We start from the raw sequence: 20561 nt of genomic DNA on the forward strand, positions 1-20561 counted from the left end.
TGCCAACCCCGTCGTGTCGTCGAGCCCCAGTGGACCACGTCCGGACGCTCAGCACGACGACTTCCGCTCCGCAACGCAGCGGTCCCGTCCGGGTCCGCCCACCGCGCGGTCCTTGCCCGAGCCGCCGATGAGCTGGTCCGAACCGCCACGTCCGACCAGCACATCCGCACCGTCGTGTCCTCGGAGGACGTTGGCGCGGTCGTCGCCGAGCAGCCTGTCGGCGAACCGCGTGCCGCTGACGTCCTCGATCCCGCGGATCTTGCCTCGCGCGTCCTCGTGCCGGATGCGCCCGGCGTGGAGGTCGACCACCATCCCGAAGCGGTACGTCGTGAACGCGACCGCGTCCTGGCCGGTGCCCCCGTCGAGGACGGTGCGGCAGGTGCCGGGATCGGCGCACGGCGTGGCCCAGTCCGTCCCCATGAACTGGACCTCGAACCGGTCGGCGCCGCCGTCGCCGAAGAGGCGGACGGCTCCCCTGGCCTCCTTCTTCTGCCACTGCACGCTCAGGTGGTCGTTGCCCGGCCCGCCTCGCGCCGTGCCGGAGACGCCGACCCCGACGTGGTCGTTGCCCGCGCCACCCGAGGCCGTGCCGCCGTCGACGACCCCCACGGAGTCGTTGCCGTCGCCGCCGTCCACGGTGCCGCGCGCCACCACGAGGCTGTCGCGGCCGCCTCCGCCGGTGGCGACATCCGTGTTGAGGGCCGATCCGGGGGCGTCACCACGCCCGAAGTGGTCCGCGCCGTCCGAGCCGATGAAGGTGTCCGGCCCCGGCGACCCGGTGAACTGCCAGATGCGGGTGAACGTGTCGTGTCCCTCCCCGTCGGCGGTGCCGGCCGCTACCTCGATGCGGACTCCGGCGGTCCCGCCGAAGTGGAGCTGGGTGTGCTCCGAGCCCACGATCGTGTCGTCGCCGGGGCCGGGCGTGAGGTCGGCGTACTCCACCTCGGAGATGAGCTGGTCGTCGCCCTCGCCGCCGTACGCCTTCGAGTTGTCCACGGCGTAACCACCGGCGGACGGGTCGCCGGCGAGCCGCAGGGTGTCGTCACCGGCCTCGCCGTACAGCTGGGTGGGCCCGCCGAGGCCTCCGACGATCTCGCTCTCCAGCGAGTCGTCGCCCTCGCCGCCGTGCACCACGATCTGGTGACCTGGCCCGGTGCAGATCACGTCGTCACCACCGAGCCCGTTGATCGTGAGCCGCACCCGGCCGACCCCGTCGATGACGTCCGGCCCCTCGGTGCCAGTGACCGTCGTGTCGCTCGCGGTCGCCTCGATGGTGACGAGCTGCCCCTGGCAGTAGCGGGTGGCGGCGCCCGCAGGTGCCGCCCCGACCGCCCCGGCGGCCACGACCAGCACGCCGCTGGCGAGGACTGCCGCACGCCGGGTCCACCGCTCGATGCTCAGCACGACGACTTCCTCTCCGCCACGCAGTGGTCATGGCCCGGGCCGCCCACGGCCCGGTCGCGGCCGGCGCCACCGAGGAGGCGGTCGGGACCACCTCGTCCGACCAGGAGGTCGTCGCCACCGTAGCCGTCGAACCGGTTGGCGTGCCCGTCACCGCGGATGATGTCGCGCCGCTTGCTGCCCCGCACGTTCTCCACGGCCGTGATGCTGGACCGTCCGCCCACGAAGCGGACCCGTCCGGACCGCAGGTCGACCACGGAGCTGCCGGCGCCGGCGACGTCCAGCCGGTCCGTCCCGGATCCTCCGTCGAGGGCGCCCCGCGCGCAGAACCCCGGACAGTCGCCGAGGTCATCCCCCGAGGACGCATCGGTCGAGTACGCGACGGGCGGCCACAGCACGTCGTTCCCCGGCCCGCCGCGCAGCAGGATCGGCCCTCGACCGCTCAGCTCGTCCACGTCCACGAAGCCCGCGACGACGTCGCGACCCGCGCCGCCGTCCGCAGTGCCGCCCTGGTTGACCGAAATGACGTCGGCACCGTCCCCACCGTCCATCGTTCCGCCGGTGACCGACCCGCTGTCGTCGCCGGAGCCGAGGTCGACCGTGGCGCCGTAGCTGTCGACGAAGTCGACTCCCGCACCCATCGCGACCTGGTCGCCCGGTCCGGCTCTGTAGAGGTCCGGGCCGGACGAACCGCGGAAGGTGTCGGGGTGCGCGCTGCCGCTGAGCCACCGGATCCCGTCCACGGTGTCCGTGCCCCCGGCGTGGACGACGGTGCCGGCCACGAGGTCGAACGCGACGCCCGTCTCGGAGTCCCCGTAGGACAGCTGGGTGTCGCGTCCCCCGATGAACTGGTCGTCCCCGGCGTCACCGCCGCGCAGGGTCGTCCGCTCGTTGTCCTCGACCTTCCGCGTGCTCGGCAGGTCCTCGAGGACGTCGCTGCCGGGTCCGCCGTCGAGGACCGCATCGTGTCCGGCCGTCGCGCAGATGACGTCGTCGCCGCCGTTGCCGTCCACGTGCACCTGGTCGAAGCTGCCCACGACGATCACGTCGGCGTCCTCGCTGCCCTGGAGGTTTTCGCCATCGGCGGTGGCGACGATGGTCGCCGCCTGGCCTCGACAGGTCGCGACCGCGGCGTACGCCGGCGAGACAGCGGCCGTGCCGGCACCGATCAGCAGAAGAGTCGCGGTAGCCGCGGTGAGGTGTCTCATGACCCGTACAGCGCTCGACATGGCCCCAGCGTTACATGGATTGAAATGCCGAGTCGGCGCCAGTTTTCTCAAACTGGCGCCGACTCGGGGTGGTCAGCGGGCGGAGGTGCCTTCGACGTAGTCGGAGTCGTGGCCCTTGACCCAGGCCATCAGCTTGCGCAGCTCGCGACCGGTCTGCTCGATCGGGTGGGACTCACCCTTCTTGCGGAACTCGGTGAACTCGGGCGAGCCGTTGTCCATGTCCGTGATGAAGCGCTCGGCGAACGTGCCGTTCTTGATGTCGGCGAGCACGTCCTCCATGTTCTTCTTCACGTCGGGCGTGATGACACGGGGGCCGGACACGTAGTCGCCGAACTCGGCCGTGTCGGAGACCGACCAGCGCTGCTTGGCGATGCCGCCCTCGTACATCAGGTCGACGATCAGCTTGAGCTCGTGGAGGCACTCGAAGTAGGCCACCTCGGGCTGGTAGCCGGCCTCGGTCAGCACCTCGAAGCCGTACATGACGAGCTGCGACGCGCCACCGCAGAGGACGGCCTGCTCACCGAACAGGTCGGTCTCGGTCTCCTCGGTGAAGGTCGTCTTGATGCCGCCGGCACGCAGGCCACCGATGGCCTTGGCGTACGACAGGGCGAGCGGCCAGGTGGTGCCCGACTCGTCCTTCTCCACGGCGACGAGCACGGGCACGCCGCGGCCGTCGACGTACTCGCGGCGGACCAGGTGGCCCGGGCCCTTCGGCGCGACCATGAAGACGTCGACGCCCTCGGGCGGGGTGATGTAGCCGAAGCGGATGTTGAAGCCGTGGCCGAAGACCAGGGTGTCGCCGGCGGCGAGCTGCGGCGCGATCTCCTCGGCGTACAGCTTCCGCTGGTGCTGGTCGGGGGCGAGGATGACGATGACGTCGGCCTCTTCCGCGGCCTCGGCCGGCGTCAGGACCTTGAGGCCCTCGGCCTCGGCCTTGGCGCGGCTCTTGGAGCCGGGCTGCAGGCCGATCCGGACGTCGACGCCCGAGTCGCGCAGGGACAGCGCGTGGGCGTGGCCCTGGCTGCCGTAGCCGATGACCGCGACGTGCTTGCCCTGGATCAGGGACAGGTCAGCGTCGTCGTCGTAGAACATCTCAGCCACTGGGGCTTCTCCTTCGTGTTGTTGTGCTTCAGCCCGCAGCTGGCGGGGCTGGGATCGTGACCGGGCGCAGGGTGCGCTCGGAGATGGAACGGGAGCCGCGGCCGATGGCGACCATGCCGGACTGCACGAGCTCTCGGATGCCGAAGGGCTCCAGCACGCGCAGCAGGTCGGCGAGCTTGTCAGCGTTGCCGACCGCCTGGAGGGTCACGGCGTCGCTGGCGATGTCGACGACCTTGGCCCGGAAGAGCTGGACCACGTCGAGGACCTGCCCGCGCGTCTCCGCGTCGGCCTTGACCTTCACGAGCAGCAGCTCGCGGTTGACCGAGCTCGAGCCGTCGAGCTCGACGATCTTGATCACCTCGACCAGCTTGTTGAGCTGCTTGGTGACCTGCTCGAGCGGGGTGTCCTCCACGTCGACAACGATCGTCATGCGGGAGACCTCGGGGTGCTCGGTCGGGCCCACCGCGAGCGAGTCGATGTTGAAGCTGCGACGGCTGAAGAGACCGGCGATCCGGGCCAGCACACCGGGCTTGTTCTCGACCAGCACGGACAGCGTGTGCTTCGTGTTGATGGTTGTGCTCATGGGCGGAGCTCCAGGTCGGCGTCGTCCTCGAACTGAGGAGCCAGGTCGCGGGCGTACTTGATGTCGTCGTTGCTCGTGCCGGCGGCGACCATCGGCCACACCATGGCGTCGCGGTGCACCCGGAAGTCGACGACCACGGGCACGTCGTTGATCTCCATCGCCTTGTTGATCGTGGCGTCGACGTCGTCCGGGCTCTCGCACGACAGGCCCACGCAGCCGTAGGCGTCGGCGAGCTTGACGAAGTCCGGGATCCGCTTCGAGTGCAGGTCGGTGTTGGAGTAGCGCTCGTTGTAGAAGAGCGTCTGCCACTGCCGGACCATGCCGAGCGACTCGTTGTTGATGATCGCGACCTTGATCGGGATGTCGTTGATCGTGCAGGTCGCGAGCTCCTGGTTGGTCATCTGGAAGCAGCCGTCGCCGTCGATGGCCCACACGGTCGAGTGCGGCATGCCGACCTTGGCGCCCATCGCGGCGGGCACGGCGTACCCCATCGTGCCGAGACCCCCGGAGTTGATCCACGTGTTGGGGTTCTCGTAGCCGACGAACTGGGCCGCCCACATCTGGTGCTGGCCCACGCCGGCGCAGTAGATGGACTCGGGGCCGGCGATCGCACCGAGCCGCTCGAGCACGTACTGCGGCGCGAGCGCGCCGTCGGTGGGGGTGTCGTAGCCGAGGGCGTACTTCTTCTTCACCCCGGCGAGGAGCTCGACCCAGGCCTCGTAGTCGCCGGTGTGGCCGGCGTCGGCCTCGGCCGTGAGGGCCACGACCAGGTCGCTGATGACCTCGCGGCAGTCGCCGACGATCGGGACGTCGACCGCGCGGTTCTTGCCGATCTCGGCCGGGTCGATGTCGGCGTGGATCACGCGGGCGCCGGGCGCGAACGAGTCGAGGTTGCCGGTGACCCGGTCGTCGAAGCGGGCGCCGAGGCTGATGATCAGGTCGGACTTCTGCAGCCCGGCCACCGCGGCGACCGTGCCGTGCATGCCGGGCATGCCCAGGTGCTGCGGGTGGCTGTCCGGGAACGCGCCGCGGGCCATCAGCGTGGTGACGACCGGCATGCCGGTCAGCTCGGCGAGCACCTTGAGCTCACGGGAGGCGCCGGCGCGGATGCAGCCGCCGCCGACGTAGAGCACCGGACGACGCGCCTCGAGGATGAGCTTGGCGGCTTCGCGGATCTGCTTGGCGTGCGGCCGGGTCACCGGGCGGTAGCCGGGCAGGTTGAGCTCCGTCGGCCAGGCGTACGACGTCATCGCCTGCAGCGCGGACTTCGCGACGTCGACGAGCACCGGGCCGGGGCGGCCGGTGCTGGCGATGTAGAACGCCTCGGCGACCGTGCGCGGGATGTCGGCCGGGTCGGTGACCAGGAAGTTGTGCTTGGTGATCGGCATCGTGATGCCGCGGATGTCGGCCTCCTGGAAGGCGTCCGTCCCGATCTGCGCGGCGCCGACCTGGCCGGTGATCGCGACGAGCGGGACCGAGTCCATGTGCGCGTCCGCCAGCGGCGTGACGAGGTTGGTCGCACCCGGGCCCGAGGTCGCCATGCAGACGCCGACCCGCCCGGTCGCGGCGGCGTAGCCCTGCGCGGCGTGACCGGCACCCTGCTCGTGGCGTACGAGGATGTGCCGGATCGACGAGTCCATGAGGGGGTCGTACGCCGGGAGGATCGCGCCGCCCGGGATGCCGAAGATGTCGGTCGTCCCTGCGGCTTCCAGCGACCTGATCAGGCTCTGGGCGCCTGTCATCTGCTCGCTCATCGATGTGTTCCTTCTCCTGGAGACCTGCCGTGCCTGCCCAACAAAAAACCCCTCGGCCCGGTTGGGCGGCGAGGGGATGACGTGCGCGCTCGAGTCGTTTCGGACTCAGCCCACACGTCGCGTGCGTACAAGAAGGTGCTTGCGCATGGCACCACGGTAACCGCACGCCCTCCCGACCGCATCCGAGTGTGACAGGCGTCCCAGCATCCGGGACGCCCGTCTCACTCCGCGTCGTCCGTCGAGGACGGCTCCCGGCCGTCGGCGGTGCACACGCAGACCTTGTTGCCGTGGGCGTCGGCGAGGATCCAGTACGCCGGCACGGCCCGCTCGCTGACCAGGGTCCCGCCGGCCGCGACGGCCGCCTGCACCCGCTCCTCGGCGACCTCGCGGGGCACCACGATGTCGAGGTGGAAGCGCTGCTGCACCTCCCCCGTGGCCTCGGGCGCGTGCTGGAACCACAGCGTGCTGTTGCGGCCGCCGGGGTCCATCACCTCGGTCGGGTACTGCGTGTCCTCGTAGCCGAGCACCGCCGACCAGAACGGCTTGACCTCGGCGGCGTCCGGCACGTCGAGGGCGAGCTCGAGGGTCGAGACGTCGCGCGGAGCGGAGTCGATGCCCAGCTCGGCCGCGATCGCGGAGATCCGTCGGGCCAGGTCGATGTCACGGCTGGTGACGCCGTGGACGTCGTGGCTGTACAGGTCGACGTCGACCTGGGGGTAGGTCAGCACCACGTCGGGGTGGTGGTTGGCCTCTTCAGCCGCCTCGGTGATCCGGGTGACGAGCTCGAGGCCCTTCACGAAGCTGCCCGTCGTGAAGCGGGCGTGGATCCGCTCGAGGAAGAAGCGCCAGTCGGCGAGATCCTCCGCCACGACCTGCGGGTAACGGAGCTTCTGCTTCGGGTCGCTCATGGGAGCACCACCTGTCCTATCGGTCCGGGGTTGGTCGCGATCTCCCAGCGGTAACCGTCGGGGTCACCGAAGTAACCCGTGTAGCCGCCCCACTCGCGCTCGACCGCGTCGTGCACCGGGTCGGCGCCGGCGGCCCGCGCCGTCGCGAGCACGGTGTCGACCTCGGCCGGTGTCGCGACGTTGTGGGAGAGCGTGATCGGCGCGACGCCCTCGCCACGCACGATCGGGCCGACCTCGGCCTCGAAGTGCTCGGCCACCCAGAGCGAGAGCACCACGTGCTCACCGACCTGGATCATCAGGACGTCGCCCTCGACCTGGAGGGCGGCCTCCCAGCCGAGGCCGTCGACGTAGAAGGCCCGGGACCGCTCCAGGTCTCGGACCGCGAGCGTCACGAAGCTCAACCGCTGGTCCATGCCCTCCACCTTGGCACAGCCCGCCGACATCGCTCAGGACGCCGGACGAGGGACCCGGAGCCTCGTGACCTGAGCGCCGTCGGCGTCGAAGTTGGCAGGGTCGAGCCAGCGCTCGTGCTCGGCCTTCACGGCGGGCCACTCGGCGTCGGTCACGGAGAACCAGTCGGTGTCGCGGTTGCGGCCCTTCGTGATCATGTGGTGGCGGAACCTGCCCTCGTAGGTGAAGCCGAGCCGGGCCGCCGCGCGCCGCGACGGCTCGTTGAGGCTGTCGCACTTCCACTCGAACCGCCGGTAGCCGAGCTCGTCGAACGCGTGGCGCATGCTCAGGTGGATCGCCTCGGTCGCGGCCCGGGTGCGCTGCAGCGTCCGCGCGTAGAGGACGCCCGCGATCTCGACCTGGCCGGTCGCCGGGTCGATACGGGTGTACGACGCAATGCCCTGCGCCTGCTGGCCCGTCGGCACCAGGGCGAAGGTCACCAGCTCGGCCGCCGCCAGCGTCTGCTCGATCAACGCGGACATGGCCGGTACGCCGGCGGGCGGGTCCGTCGGCCGGTAGGTCCACAGCTCCTCGTCGCCGGGGTTGCAGAGGGCGTCGTACAACGCCTCGGCGTGAGCGGTGCTCAACGGCTCGAGGCTGACGTACCGACCCGCCAGCGTGACCGGCCCGGGCCGCGGCCTGACGGTCCAGTCGGGCACGAGGTCGCCGACCTGCTGGCCGAAGGCGTTGGTCGAGGGCACGATCGCACCCTAGTGTCGGGGCATGGCCGAACGCGCTGGCATTGATCCGACCATCCCCCCGAGCGGCACCGGCTGCGTGGAGTGCGAGCAGGCCGGCGGCTGGTGGGTGCACCTGCGACGCTGCACCCAGTGCGGCCACATCGGCTGCTGCGACACCTCACCCGCCCAGCACGCCACCGCCCACTTCCACGCCACCGGTCACCCGGTGATCACCAGCTTCGAGCCCGGCGAGGACTGGTTCTGGGACTTCCCCACCGAGTCCGGCTTCCTCGGCCCCGCGCTGGTCGATGCCCAGGCCCACCCCGAGGAGCAGACCGTCCCCGGTCCCGCCGAGCGCGTGCCCGCCGACTGGCGCGACCACATCCACGAGTAGCGGCTCAGGGGTGCTCGGCGTCGTACGACGCCTGGCTCTCCTCGATGCCGGGGTTGTTGTCCACGGCCCACTCCGCCAGCGCCACCGCGGGTCCGATCAACGTGCGGCCCATCGCGGTGAGCTCGTACTCCACCCGCGGCGGGACCTCCGCGAAGACCGTGCGCGTCACGAGGCCGTCGCGCTCGAGGTGGCGCACCGTGCGCGTCAGCATCCGCTGGGAGATCCCGGGGATGCGTTGCTGCAGCTCCGTGAAGCGCAGGGACGCGCCGTCCAGCGTCGCCACCACCAGCAACGACCACTTGTCGCCGACCCGGTCCAGGATGCCGCGGATGGCGCGACCGCCGTCGCCCCGGATCAGGCAGGTCTTCTCGTACCGCGACACTCTCGACCCCCGTCCTCTCGATGTCCGTCACGCACATCCGTGTGCCTTTTGCAGACCCTCCGATCGTCACCCACGATGTGCCTACTTACAACTCGTAACCATAGGAGATCGTCGTGGAGATCGCGTACTGGATCGTGGCCGGCCTGCTCGGCGTCTTCTACCTGTACGCCGGCAGCAAGAAGGTCCTGCAGAGCAAGGAGCAGCTCGCTCCCATGATGGGCTGGGTCGACACCATCCCGATGCCGCTGGTGCGGACCGTCGGCGTCCTCGAGATCCTCGGCGCCGTCGGCCTGGTCCTGCCTCCCTTGACCGGGATCGCCCCGTGGCTCGCCATCGTCGCCGCCCTCGGCTTCCTCGTGCTCCAGGTGCTCGCCACCGCCCTCCACCTGTCACGCGGCGAGGCCAAGGTGATCGGCCTCAACCTGATCCTCGTCGTGCTCGCCGGGCTGACGGTCTGGCTCGCGACCGCTTGGTGACCGCCGAGGTTCTCAGCCAGCGACGCCGGTGAGCACCTCCGCGACCAGCCCGATGCCGCGCTCGACCTCGGCGAAGGACGTCGACAGCGGGGACAGGCCGAGGCGCAGGCCGCCGGGGTCGCGGTAGTCGGGGATGACGTCGCGCTCCCAGAGGGCGGCGGTGACCTCGCGCATCCGGGGGTGGTTGAAGGTCACGTGACCGCCGCGCTCGGCAGCGGACCGCGGCGAGGCCAGCACCACGCCGAGAGGACCGAGGACCGACTCGCCGACAGAGATCGCGTACGACGTGAGCGCGATCGACTTCTCACGGACGGCGTCGATCCCGGCGTCCGAGATCAGCGAGATCATGTCCTGCATCGCGAGCATGCCGACGACGGCCGGCGTGCCGGAGGTGAAGCGGCGGATGCCGGCGGCGGGCGCGTAGGACGGACCCATCAGGAACGGGTCGGCGGAGCCCAGCCAACCCTGGATGGGTTGGGTGAGCGACGCGAGGTGGCGGGACGCGACGTAGCAGAAGGCCGGCGAGCCAGGGCCTCCGTTGAGGTACTTGTAGGTGCAGCCGACCGCGAGGTCCACGTCCCACTCGTCCAGCGACACCGGGACCGAGCCCGCCGAGTGGCACAGGTCCCAGAGCACCAGCGCCCCCGCCTCGTGGGCGATGGCGGTCAGCTCCGGAGCGTCGGCCAGCCACGCCGACCGGTAGGCGACGTGGGAGAGCACCACGAGAGCGGTCGACGGCCCGACGGCAGCGGCCAGCAGCTCGGGCGTCACCCCGGCATCCAGCGAGACGTCGATCCAACGCAGCGTCAGCCCGCACTCCTCCGCGATGCCGGCCGCGATGTAGCGGTCGGTCGGGAAGTTGTCGCGGTCGATCACGATCTCGGTGCGTCCGGGCCGCGCGGCGACAGCGGCGCGCATCAGCTTGTAGAGCAGCACCGTGGTGGAGTCGCCGATCGTCGTCTGCCCGGGCGCGGCACCGAGGGCCACCCGGCCGAGCTCGTCGCCGATCGCCTGCGGGAGCTCCATCCAGCGCTCATCCCAGCCGCGGATCAGCCGCCCGCCCCACTCCTCCTCGACGAACGCCGCCAGCCGCGGGCCCGTCACCGCCAGCGGCCGCCCCAGCGAGTTGCCGTCGAAGTAGACGAGGTCCGAGGAGGCGCCGACGAAGCGGTCGCGGTACGACGCCAGCGGGTCCGCGTCGTCCAGCGGATGGGTCATGGCCGGACGGCCGTCAGATCACGCACGTCGGCGTACCGCTCGCGCACGGACGGCGTCGGCTCGACCTCCGTCGAGACCACGCCGGACAGCGGCCACACCGGCGGCTCGGCACCGCCCGACAGCACCCACGCGGCCTGCCGGGCAGCGCCGCGCGCGACGTACTCCCCCGGCTCGGGGACGGTCACCGGCAGCCCGAGGACGGCCGACGCGATCTCGCGCACGGCGCGGGAGCGGGCGGCTCCGCCGACCAGGATGATCCGCTCCACCGGCGTGCCCAGGGCACGGACGGCGTCGACGGCGTCGGCGAGGCCGCAGATCATGCCCTCCACGGCGGCGCGGGCGAGGTACGCCGGGTTGGCGGTCTCGAGCCGGAGCCCGTGGATCGCGCCGGTGGCGTCGGGCTTGTTGGGCGTGCGCTCGCCCTCGAGGTAGGGCACCAGCACGAGGCCGCCGGCGCCGGCCGGCGCGGACAGCGCCAGGTCGGACAGCTCCTCGTGCGAGACACCGAGCATCCGGCCCGCGGCGTCGAGCACCCGCGCGGCGTTGAGGGTCGCGACCAGCGGCAGGAACCGCCCGGTCGCGTCGGCGAAGCCGGCCACCGCACCCGTCACGTCACCGACGGGCGCGTCCGCGACGGCGCAGGCCACCCCCGACGTACCGATCGAGACGACGACGTCGCCGGCGACGGCGCCCAGTCCGAGGGCAGCGCCGGCGTTGTCGCCGGTGCCGGGGCCGAGCAGCGCGCCCGACGGCATCCGGAGGCCGGACTCGGCGGGTCCGAGCACGCGCGGCAGGACCGCGTCGTGCCCGAGGCCGAGGGTGAGCAGGTCGCGGCGGTACTCCCCCGTCGCCGGCGACCAGTAGCCCGTGCCGCTCGCGTCGCCGCGGTCGGTGACGAGCGCGTCGATGCCCGGCCCCGAAGATCCGGGGAGCCCGGCCAGCCGCCAGGTCAGGTAGTCGTGCGGCAGGCAGACCGCCGCCGTACGCGCCGCGTTGTCGGGCTCGGCGTCGCGCAGCCACCGCAGCTTGGTCACGGTGAACGACGCGACCGGCACCAGGCCCACCGCGTCGACCCACTGCTGGGGCCCGCCCAGCTCGTCGATCAGGTCGAGCGCGGCCTGCGCGGAGCGGGTGTCGTTCCACAGCAGAGCAGGACGTACGACGGCGCCGGACTCGTCCAGGCAGACCATGCCGTGCTGCTGCCCGCCGACCGCCACGGCCTCGACGTCGTCGAGGCCGCCGGCGACCTCGATCGCCGCCTGGAGGGCGTCCCACCAGGCCTCGGGGTCGACCTCGGTGCCCTCGGGATGGGACGCGTGACCACTGCGGACGACGTGTCCGGTGTCGGCGTCGCAGACGACGACCTTGCAGGACTGGGTGGAGGAGTCGACACCGGCTACGAGAGGCACGGTGCAGACCCTAGTCAACGTCTGCCAGGGTGTGCTTCGTGCGTGCTGCTGCGGGCCTCCCGCTCCCTCTCTCCCACGGTCCCTACGAGGCCGAGGTCGTCACCGTCGGGGCGTGCCTGCGGACGCTCACCCGCGACGGCGTGGACCTCGTCGCCGGCTCCGAGCCCGGCGAGATGTGTCGCAGCGCGCGCGGTGCGGTCCTGATGCCGTGGCCCAACCGCGTCGCCGATGGCGCCTACGACTTCGGCGGCCGCTCCTACCAGCTGCCGCTCAGCGAGCCCGCCAAGCACAACGCCATCCACGGGCTCGCCCACTGGGTCGCCTGGGAGGTCGCCGAGCACACGACCGACCACGTGGTGCTGACCTACGAGCTCCAGCCGCAGACGGGCTACCCGTTCGCCCTCGACCTGCAGGTCGACTACCGGCTCGGCGACGACGGACTGACCACGACCCTGTCGGCCACCAACGTCGGACCCGACACCGCGCCGTACGGCGCCGGGCTGCACCCCTACCTCACCGTCGGCCGCCGAGTCGACGAGTGCCTGCTGACCCTGCCGGCGTCGACCTGGTGCCCGATGAGCGAGCGCGGGCATGCCTCGCCGGCGCAGCCGGTCGACGGCACGGCGTACGACTTCCGCGCGGGCCGCGCGATCGGCGACCTGGTCCTCGACCACCCGTTCGGCGGCGTCGCCGACGGTGCGACGGCGACCCTGCTCGACCCCGACACCGGGCGCAGCGTGTCGCTGACCGGCCGCCAGGGCATCGGCTGGCTGCACGTCTTCACCGGCGACACGATCAAGGGCCGCGAGCGCGAGGCGCTGGCCGTCGAGCCCACGACCGCGCCGCCTGGAGCCTTCAACTCCGGCGTCGACCTGGTCGCGCTGGAGCCGGGCGACACCCACCGCGCGATCTTCACGATCGCCGGCGTCACTGGAAGCTGACGAACCGGACCTTCGGCCGGATGGCGTGCACGCCGGGCGCGCGGAGCCGGCGTACGTCCTCGTCGTAGAACAGCTTGAAGCCCATCGTGAACTGCTGCGGGCGCGCGACCGCGTGGTACGTCGCCAGCTTCTGCCGCGGCGTCCCGAACCCGTCGACGTGCTGGACCGAGGCGAGCTCCGGCCGCTGCTTCACCCGACCGATGTCGCGGATCATGTCGGTGCGGAACTGGTGCAGCACGAAGAGCTTCTGGGGCAGCCCCTCGCGCTTGGTCAGGCGAGCCAGCCACAGGGAGGTGCGGTTGATCTCGCCCGCGCCGACCTGCCCGACGGTGTGAGCGGGGACCTGCCGGGGGCCCATCCGCCACTCGGGGTCGAGCGCGAGGCCGACCCAGGGGTCGCGCAGCGCCCACTCCCACCGCTTGGCCACCTCGGGGAAGGTGGACCGGCCCGTCTGGAGGTCGAGCAGCAGCAGTGCGCCGTTGCGGTGGGCGGCCCGGATGTAGCGGCGCACCTCGGAGCGGGCGATGTCGTGGCTGTAGTCGCCGCCCGGGCCCGGGTGGCCGTCCGCGATCGTCACGATCAGCTCGTAGACGTAGCGCAGCGGCCGGCCGGGGCGGTGGAACGACGCGGCGGCGTGGTGCAGCCGTCGGTTCATGGTGTCGGGGTCGGTCTCGCCGAGCACGCCGAGCGACCCGGTCCCCCCGGTCCCGTAGTAGGCCACCAGGAAACGGTGGCCGGCGAAGACCTTCGTGCCACCACCGGGCAGCGCGTCGGTCCCGGTGGGCGGTCGGGCCGCGGGGGTCTCGACCGGGTCGACCACCGACGGGGAGGGCTCGCCCACCCGCGGAGAGGGGTCGACCGCCCGCGGTGCACCGTCGACCTCCGTGGGGTGGTTGACGCCCCAGGCGATGACGATCAGCCCGACCATCACCAGGAGGACCAGGCAGAGGACCGGCCAGCGGTTGTCCGGTGCTCGGTCGGGCACGTCAGCCGGTGATCGCGCCGTGCGCGGCGGACTGGACCATCTTGGCGTACTTGCCGAGCACGCCGCGGGTGTACTTCGGGGGCAGCGGCTCCCAGCCGACCTTCCGCTTCTCCCAGTCGTCCTCGTCGACGCCCTCGATCTCGAGCAGCCGGTTGGCCACGTCGAGGGTGATGGTGTCGCCGTCGCGGACGTAGGCGATCGGGCCGCCATCGACGGCCTCCGGCGCGATGTGGCCGACGCAGAGGCCCGTCGTGCCGCCGGAGAAGCGGCCGTCGGTGATCAGCAGGACGTCCTTGCCCAGGCCGGCGCCCTTGATCGCGCCGGTGATCGCGAGCATCTCGCGCATGCCGGGGCCGCCCTTGGGGCCCTCGTAGCGGATGACCACGACGTCGCGGGCCTGGATCTGGCCGGCCTCGAGGGCGTCCATCGCGGCGCGCTCGCCGTCGAATACCCGGGCGGTGCCCGTGAAGACCGAGTCGTCGAAGCCGGCGGTCTTGACGACCGCACCCTCCGGGGCGAGCGAGCCCTTGAGGATCGTCAGGCCACCGGTCGCGTGGATCGGGCGATCCATCTTGCGGATCACGTCGTCGTCGAGGTCGGGCGGGGCGAGGTCGGCGAGGTTCTCGGCCAGCGTCTTGCCGGTGACGGTCAGGCAGTCACCGTGCATCAGGCCGGCGTCGAGGAGCGCCTTCATCACGACGGGGATGCCGCCGATCTTGTCGACGTCGTACATGACGTACTTGCCGAAGGGCTTGAGGTCGGCGAGGTGCGGGACCTTGTCGCCGATCCGGTTGAAGTCGTCGATGGTGAGGTCGACCTCGGCCTCGCGGGCCATGGCCAGCAGGTGCAGGACGGCGTTGGTGGAGCCCCCGAGGGCCATCACGACGGTGATGGCGTTCTCGAACGCCTCCTTGGTCATGATCTGGCGGGCGGTGATGCCCTTGCGGAGCAGGTTGACCACGGCCTCCCCGGAGCGGTGGGCGAAGCCGTCACGGCGCCGGTCCACGGCCGGCGGGGCGGCCGAGCCGGGCAGCGACATGCCGATCGCCTCGGCGACCGCGGCCATCGTGTTGGCGGTGTACATGCCGCCGCAGGCGCCCTCGCCCGGACAGATCGCCTTCTCGATCCGGGTGACCTCGTCGCGGGAGATCTTGCCGGCCAGGCAGGCGCCGACCGCCTCGAACGCGTCGATGATGGTGACGTCGTGGCCGTCGACCTGGCCGGGCATGATCGAGCCGGCGTACAGGAAGACGCTGGAGAGGTCGAGCCGCGCGGCGGCCATCAGCATGCCGGGCAGCGACTTGTCGCAGCCGGCCAGCAGGACGGAGCCGTCCAGGCGCTCGGCCATCATCACGGTCTCGACGGAGTCGGCGATCACCTCACGCGAGACCAGCGAGAAGTGCATGCCCTCGTGGCCCATCGCGATGCCGTCGGACACCGAGATGGTGCCGAACTCGAGCGGGTAGCCGCCGGCCGCGTGGACGCCGTTCTTGACCGCCTGGGCAAGGCGCTGGAGGGAGAGGTTGCAGGGGGTGATCTCGTTCCAGCTCGAGGCCACGCCGATCTGCGGCTTCACCCAGTCGTCGTCGCCCATGCCTACGGCCCGGAGCATCCCTCGCGCGGCGGTCGCCTCGAGACCGTCGGTCACATCGCGGGAACGGGGCTTGATGTCGGGCTCGGTCATGCCACCAGACTATTCGCCGACCGGTCGCTCGTCTCGACCTGCCCGGCACCCGAGAGGCAGACCTCACTGCGCGCCGGAGCCGGCACCCCTAGCCTTGGTCCGTGACCCGGGTGCAGTGGAGCGACTATGACGCAGTCCTGTTCGACCTCGACGGTGTGGTGACACCGACGGCCGAGGTGCACATGCGGGCGTGGGCGGAGATGTTCAACGCCTTCCTGAAGGAGTACGACGGGCCGGGCGACACCGCGCCGTACGACGACTCCGACTACTTCGCGCACGTCGACGGCAAGCCGCGGTACGACGGGGTGCGCGACTTCCTCACCTCCCGCGGCATCCCCGCGCCGCAGGACCTCGTCGTCGAGCTCGGCGACCGCAAGAACGACGCGTTCAACGACGTGCTCGCGCGCGACGGCGTGACGGCATACCCCGGCTCGGTGCTGCTGCTGGACCACCTGCGCGACCTCGGGATGCCGCTCGCGGTGGTCTCCTCGTCGGTCAACGCGCCGGCGGTGCTGGCCGCGGCCGGTCTCGCCGACCGCTTCAAGACGGTGGTGAGCGGCGCGGTCGCCACGGAGCTCGGCCTGCCGGGCAAGCCGGCTCCGGACACGTTCCTGCACGCGGCCGAGGTGCTGGGCGCCACCGCCGCGACGTCGGTCGTCCTCGAGGACGCGGTGTCGGGGGTGCGGGCGGGGGCCGCCGGCGGCTTCGTCCTGGTCGTCGGCGTCGACCGAGGGGTCGGCGCCGCGACGCTCACCGAGGCGGGTGCGACGATCGTCGTCACGGACCTGGCCGAGCTGGTCCCGACGGGAGACGCAGCATGAAGGGCGACGCCGTGGGACCGGACCCGCTCGACCGCGGCCGCTTCCCGATCGAGCCCTGGGCGCTGATCGAGACCGGCTACCGGCCCGACGACCTCGGCGTGACCGAGACGCTCTTCTCGGTCGCCAACGGCTACCTCGGGATGCGCGGCAACCCCGAGGAGGGGCGGCCGTCGTACGCCCACGGGACCTTCCTCAACGGCTTCCACGAGACCTGGCCGATCCGGCACGCGGAGGCGGCGTTCGGCTTCGCCCGCACCGGCCAGACGCTCGTCAACGTGCCCGACACCAAGGTCATGAAGATCTACGTCGACGACGAGCCGCTGACCTTCGGCACCGCCGACCTCGAGCACTACGAGCGCTGCCTGGACTTCCGCGACGGCGTGCTGCGGCGGAGCCTGATCTGGCGCACGCCGTCCGGCAAGCGGGTCCGGATCGACTCGACGCGGATGGTCTCGATGACCCAGCGGCACCTCGCGATCCTGACCCTCGAGGTCGAGGTGCTGACCGGCGACGCCCCGATCGTGATCTCGTCGCAGATCCTCAACCGGCAGGACGGCATCGACGAGTACCGGATGCCGATGTCGGCCACCGGCGAGGTCGTCGACCCGCGCAAGGCCGGGGCGTTCGGCGCCCGGGTGCTGCAGCCGCGGATGAGCTACGCCACCGACGACCGGCTGATGCTCGGCTACCAGTGCGCCCACTCCGGCATGACGATCGCGGTCGCGGCCGACCACTCCCTCCACACCAGCGACGAGTTCGAGATCGTGTCCCGCGCCGAGGAGGACCTCGCCAAGGTGGTCTACCGGGTCGACGCGACCCAGGGCACCACCATGCGGCTGCAGAAGACGGTCGCCTACCACTCCTCGCGCGGCGTTCCCGTCCGCGAGCTCTCCGACCGCTGCGACCGCACCCTCGACCGGGCGGCCCGGCACGGGCTCTCGCACTACGTCGCCGACCAGCGGGCCTGGTACGCCGACTTCTGGGCCGCGGCCGACGTCGAGATCGCCGGGGAGACCGACGAGCTCCGCGCGGTCCAGCAGGCGACCCGCTACAACCTCTTCAGCCTGGCCCAGGCGAGCGGCCGCATCGACGGTCTCGGCGTACCCGCCAAGGGCATGACGGGGTCGGGCTACGAGGGCCACTACTTCTGGGACACCGAGGTCTACGTGATCCCGTTCCTCACCTACACGCAGCCGGAGGTGGCCCGCAACGCGCTGCACTTCCGCTCGGTGATGCTGCCCGCGGCCCGCGAGCGCGCCCGGGAGATGGCGCAGAGCGGGGCGATGTTCCCGTGGCGCACGATCAACGGCGAGGAGGCCTCGGCGTACTACGCGGCCGGCTCCGCGCAGGTGCACATCGACGCCGACATCGCCTGGGCCCTGATCAAGTACGTCCGCGCGAGCGGCGACGAGGGCTTCCTGGTGCGCGAGGGCATCGACATCCTCGTGGAGACCGCGCGGATGTGGGCCGACCTGGGCTTCTGGCGCAGCAACGGCGACGACTCCTTCCACATCCACGGCGTGACCGGGCCCGACGAGTACACGACCGTCGTCAACAACAACCTCTTCACCAACGTGATGGCGCGCTTCAACCTCGAGCAGGCCGTGGCCTCGGTGGAGCGCATCCGCGACGCCTACCCGCAGGACTACGTCCGGGTGGCCGCCCGGCTCGGGCTGTCCGACGAGGAGACCGAGGAGTGGCGCGCCTGCGCGGAGGGCATGACGATCCCGTTCGACACGGGTCTCGGCATCCACCCGCAGGACGACTTCTTCCTCGACCGCGAGGTCTGGGACCTGTCCAAGACGCCGTCGGAGCTGCGGCCGCTGCTCCTGCACTACCACCCGCTCGTCATCTACCGGTTCCAGGTGCTCAAGCAGGCCGACGTCGTGCTCGCGCTCTTCCTGCAGGGCGACCGCTTCTCGCTGGAGGAGAAGCGCGCCGACTTCGAGTACTACGACCCGATCACCACCGGCGACTCGACCCTGTCGGCCGTCGTGCAGTCCGTGATCGCCGCCGAGGTGGGCTACCACGAGGCAGCACTGCACTACTTCCACGAGTCGTTGTACGTCGACCTGATGAACCTGCACGGCAACACCGTCGACGGTCTCCACATCGCGTCGACCGGCGGCGTGTGGAGCGCCCTGGTCTTCGGCTTCGGCGGCATGCGCGACCACGCCGGGCTGCTGAGCTTCGACCCGCGCCTGCCCGTGTCCTGGCCGGCGCTGCGCTTCCGCTTCTGCTGGCGGGGCTCGCGGGTGCTGGTCGAGCTGACCGAGGACCGGATCACGTTCTCGCTCCCCGACCCCGACTCGGCCGACGTCGACCTCAGCGTCCGCGGCACGTCGTACGTCGTCACCGCGGCGGCGCCGCTCGTGGTCGAGCTCGACGGCCAGGGCGACCGGATCGACGGGCTGCTCGGCGACCACCCGGTCATCGGCGGCACCCGCGCCGATGGCAGCACGATCACCGCCGGCGTACCCGACCCGATCCTGCCGCCGGAGGAGTTCGACAACACCGGCGAGCTGCCGATCTACGCCCCCGAGACCACGGTGCACCAGAGCTCGCAGTTCTGAGGCGACGGTCGCCGGGACGTCAGGACTCGAGCACTGCCTTGAGGCGCGCGAGTCCCTTGTCGAAGTCCTTGCCGACGAGCCGATCCATGGAGACGACCTTGCCGAGGACGCCCCAGAGGCCCTTCTGCTCGCCGCGCATCCGCCAGGTGACCTGGGTGCCCGAGTCGGTCGGCACCAGCTCGAACGTCACCTTGCTGGCGGAGTCGAACGGCTTCATGAACACCAGGTCGACGTCGATGCGCTCCGGCGTCGAGCCGGTGATCTCCATGGTCCCCTGGCCGGCCTTGCGGTTGCCCTGCCAGGCGTAGTGGGCGCCGACGCCGGAGTCGGGCCCGGTGTAGGTGCGCTGCAGGTCGGGGTCGAGGTCCTCCCACGGCGACCACGCCGGCCACTCGTGGAAGTCGTCAACCAGCGCGTGCACACGCGTCGGGTCGACGGCGATGGTCGTCGTCCGTGCGACCTCGTAGGAGCCCATCGCTAGATCCTCGCCGCCCGCACGACCATCACGTCGGGCAGGTCCGCGACGACCTGGTGCCACGTCTCACCCTCGTCGGGCGAGCTCCAGACCGCGCCGTTGCGCGCGCCGAAGTAGAGGCCGGTGCGCTCGTGGTCGTCGGCGCACATCGCGTCGCGCATCACCGCGACGTAGAAGGAGTCGGGCAGGCCGTCGCCGAGGGCCTCCCAGGTCTCGCCAGCGTCGCGGGAGCGCCAGACCCGCGCCTTGGCCTCGGGCGGGTAGCGCTTGTCACCGCCGTTGATCGGGAAGACGAAGATCGTGTCGGGCTCGTGCGGGTGCACCACGATCGGGAAGCCGAAGTCCGCGGGCAGCCCGTCGGCGATCGACTTCCAGATCAGGCCCTCGTCGTCGGAGCGGTAGACGCCGCCGTGGTTCTGCAGGTAGAGCCGCTCCGGGCGGCTCGGGTGCCGGGTGATCTTGTGGACGCACTGGCCGAACTCGGGGTACTGCTGCCCCTCGGGCAGGAAGTCCGCGCGGATGCCGTGGTTGCGCGCCTCCCAGGAGCCGCCTCCGTCGGTGGACTGGTAGACGCCGCCGGACGAGAGCGCAGCCGTCACCGACGCGGGATCCGTCGGGTGCGGCAGCAGCGTGTGGAAGGCCTGGCCGCCGAAGCCGGCACCCCAGTCGGGCCGGTGCGGGTGGTCCCACAGCGCCTGCTCGAGCGCGAAGGTCTCGCCCCGGTCGGACGAGCGCCACACCGCGGCGGGCTCGGTGCCGGCGTACACCACGTCGTCCTCGGCGCCGGGCACGAGCTGCCAGACCCGTTCGACGGTGGCGTCGGCGCCGTCGGGGAAGCGTACGGCGCCGTTGGGTGTCTCCTGCCAGCTCGCACCGAGGTCGTCGGAGCGCCAGACCTGCGGGCCCAGCCAGCTCGACGACGCCCCGACCAGCAGCCGCGGTGAGGCGCCGCGGGTGTCGACGAGGCAGGAGTAGACCTCCTCCATGTCGAAGTGCGGGCCGGTGAACTCCCAGTCCGCACGCGCCTCGTCCGACGTACCGATCCACAGGCCCTTGCGGGTCCCGACCATCAACAGGGTCCGGTCTGCCATGCCGCC

The 20561-nt window shown here is 71.5% G+C and carries 20 protein-coding genes; 5 read left to right on the forward strand and 15 right to left on the reverse strand.

The genetic code is table 11. The features are described 5' to 3' along the window. Positions 1–48: 48 nt before the first annotated feature. The 8 genes from ABEA34_RS01360 to ABEA34_RS01395 all read right to left on the reverse strand — a co-directional run bounded on the left by ABEA34_RS01360 (position 49) and on the right by ABEA34_RS01395 (position 8127). Positions 49–1404, reverse strand: a complete 1356-nt coding sequence (locus tag ABEA34_RS01360) for a calcium-binding protein (protein WP_345518468.1) — start codon at positions 1402–1404, stop codon at positions 49–51. Beyond that, positions 1398–2609: a calcium-binding protein gene (locus tag ABEA34_RS01365; RefSeq protein WP_345518470.1), complete on the reverse strand. Its 1212-nt coding sequence runs from the start codon at positions 2607–2609 to the stop codon at positions 1398–1400. Before ABEA34_RS01365 ends, ABEA34_RS01360 begins: the two co-directional genes overlap by 7 nt. Before the next feature lie 93 nt (positions 2610–2702). After that, on the reverse strand, positions 2703–3770 hold the full coding sequence (gene ilvC / locus ABEA34_RS01370) for a ketol-acid reductoisomerase (RefSeq protein ID WP_345519111.1): 1068 nt from the start codon (positions 3768–3770) through the stop codon (positions 2703–2705). Then, complete coding sequence (gene ilvN / locus ABEA34_RS01375; RefSeq protein WP_345518472.1) at positions 3760–4314, reverse strand: acetolactate synthase small subunit; 555 nt, start codon at positions 4312–4314, stop codon at positions 3760–3762. The genes ilvC and ilvN overlap by 11 nt, the downstream gene beginning before the upstream one ends. Beyond that, positions 4311–6146: an acetolactate synthase large subunit gene (locus tag ABEA34_RS01380; protein ID WP_345519113.1), complete on the reverse strand. Its 1836-nt coding sequence runs from the start codon at positions 6144–6146 to the stop codon at positions 4311–4313. Before ABEA34_RS01380 ends, ilvN begins: the two co-directional genes overlap by 4 nt. A gap of 143 nt (positions 6147–6289) precedes the next feature. Further along, positions 6290–6976 carry a 4a-hydroxytetrahydrobiopterin dehydratase gene (locus ABEA34_RS01385; protein ID WP_345518474.1) on the reverse strand — a complete coding sequence of 229 codons (687 nt, stop codon included), beginning with the start codon at positions 6974–6976 and terminating at the stop codon, positions 6290–6292. Further along, positions 6973–7389, reverse strand: a complete 417-nt coding sequence (locus tag ABEA34_RS01390) for a VOC family protein (protein ID WP_345518476.1) — start codon at positions 7387–7389, stop codon at positions 6973–6975. The genes ABEA34_RS01385 and ABEA34_RS01390 overlap by 4 nt, the downstream gene beginning before the upstream one ends. Positions 7390–7422: 33 nt before the next feature. Further along, a complete protein-coding gene (locus ABEA34_RS01395) occupies positions 7423–8127 on the reverse strand; it encodes a GNAT family N-acetyltransferase (RefSeq protein WP_345518478.1) in 705 nt (234 codons plus the stop codon). A gap of 22 nt (positions 8128–8149) precedes the next feature. Between ABEA34_RS01395 and ABEA34_RS01400 the strand changes: the two genes are divergently transcribed. Beyond that, positions 8150–8500, forward strand: a complete 351-nt coding sequence (locus ABEA34_RS01400) for a UBP-type zinc finger domain-containing protein (RefSeq protein ID WP_345518480.1) — start codon at positions 8150–8152, stop codon at positions 8498–8500. Positions 8501–8504: 4 nt separating this feature from the next. Here the strand turns inward: ABEA34_RS01400 and ABEA34_RS01405 are convergent, their stop codons facing one another. After that, positions 8505–8882 carry a winged helix-turn-helix transcriptional regulator gene (locus ABEA34_RS01405; protein WP_345518482.1) on the reverse strand — a complete coding sequence of 126 codons (378 nt, stop codon included), beginning with the start codon at positions 8880–8882 and terminating at the stop codon, positions 8505–8507. 113 nt (positions 8883–8995) lie between these two features. Between ABEA34_RS01405 and ABEA34_RS01410 the strand changes: the two genes are divergently transcribed. Then, complete coding sequence (locus tag ABEA34_RS01410) at positions 8996–9358, forward strand: DoxX family protein (protein ID WP_345518484.1); 363 nt, start codon at positions 8996–8998, stop codon at positions 9356–9358. A gap of 12 nt (positions 9359–9370) precedes the next feature. Here ABEA34_RS01410 and ABEA34_RS01415 read toward each other — a convergent pair whose 3' ends face one another. Both ABEA34_RS01415 and xylB read right to left on the reverse strand, forming a co-directional pair. After that, a complete protein-coding gene (locus ABEA34_RS01415; RefSeq protein ID WP_345518486.1) occupies positions 9371–10576 on the reverse strand; it encodes a kynureninase in 1206 nt (401 codons plus the stop codon). Beyond that, positions 10573–11985, reverse strand: coding sequence for a xylulokinase (gene xylB / locus ABEA34_RS01420; RefSeq protein WP_345518488.1), 1413 nt, complete (start codon positions 11983–11985; stop codon positions 10573–10575). The genes ABEA34_RS01415 and xylB overlap by 4 nt, the downstream gene beginning before the upstream one ends. Positions 11986–12023: 38 nt before the next feature. Here xylB and ABEA34_RS01425 point away from each other — a divergent pair, with 38 nt between their 5' ends. Beyond that, positions 12024–12926: an aldose-1-epimerase gene (locus ABEA34_RS01425; RefSeq protein WP_345518490.1), complete on the forward strand. Its 903-nt coding sequence runs from the start codon at positions 12024–12026 to the stop codon at positions 12924–12926. Here ABEA34_RS01425 and ABEA34_RS01430 read toward each other — a convergent pair. Both ABEA34_RS01430 and ilvD read right to left on the reverse strand, forming a co-directional pair. Further along, positions 12913–13911 (reverse strand): hypothetical protein, encoded by a 999-nt coding sequence (locus ABEA34_RS01430; RefSeq protein WP_345518492.1) that lies wholly within the window; start codon positions 13909–13911, stop codon positions 12913–12915. The two genes, ABEA34_RS01425 and ABEA34_RS01430, sit on opposite strands and share 14 nt — an antisense overlap. 1 nt (position 13912) lies before the next feature. Further along, positions 13913–15595, reverse strand: a complete 1683-nt coding sequence (gene ilvD / locus ABEA34_RS01435; protein ID WP_345518494.1) for a dihydroxy-acid dehydratase — start codon at positions 15593–15595, stop codon at positions 13913–13915. Between the two features lie 101 nt (positions 15596–15696). On the opposite strand from ilvD, the gene ABEA34_RS01440 reads away from it, so the two are divergent. Next, a complete protein-coding gene (locus ABEA34_RS01440; protein WP_425576842.1) occupies positions 15697–16416 on the forward strand; it encodes an HAD family hydrolase in 720 nt (239 codons plus the stop codon). Continuing rightward, positions 16413–18989 carry a glycoside hydrolase family 65 protein gene (locus tag ABEA34_RS01445; protein WP_345518496.1) on the forward strand — a complete coding sequence of 859 codons (2577 nt, stop codon included), beginning with the start codon at positions 16413–16415 and terminating at the stop codon, positions 18987–18989. Before ABEA34_RS01440 ends, ABEA34_RS01445 begins: the two co-directional genes overlap by 4 nt. A gap of 19 nt (positions 18990–19008) precedes the next feature. Here ABEA34_RS01445 and ABEA34_RS01450 read toward each other — a convergent pair whose 3' ends face one another. Both ABEA34_RS01450 and ABEA34_RS01455 read right to left on the reverse strand, forming a co-directional pair. Further along, entirely contained in the window at positions 19009–19464 is a 456-nt protein-coding gene (locus ABEA34_RS01450) for an SRPBCC family protein (RefSeq protein ID WP_345518498.1), read from the reverse strand. A gap of 2 nt (positions 19465–19466) precedes the next feature. Next, the gene (locus ABEA34_RS01455; protein WP_345518500.1) at positions 19467–20555 is read right to left on the reverse strand and encodes a WD40/YVTN/BNR-like repeat-containing protein; all 1089 of its coding nucleotides are present in this window, start codon (positions 20553–20555) and stop codon (positions 19467–19469) included. Between the last annotated feature and the right edge of the window lie 6 nt (positions 20556–20561).

Origin of the sequence: Nocardioides conyzicola, assembly GCF_039543825.1 — a bacterium.
Lineage (GTDB): Bacteria > Actinomycetota > Actinomycetes > Propionibacteriales > Nocardioidaceae > Nocardioides > Nocardioides conyzicola.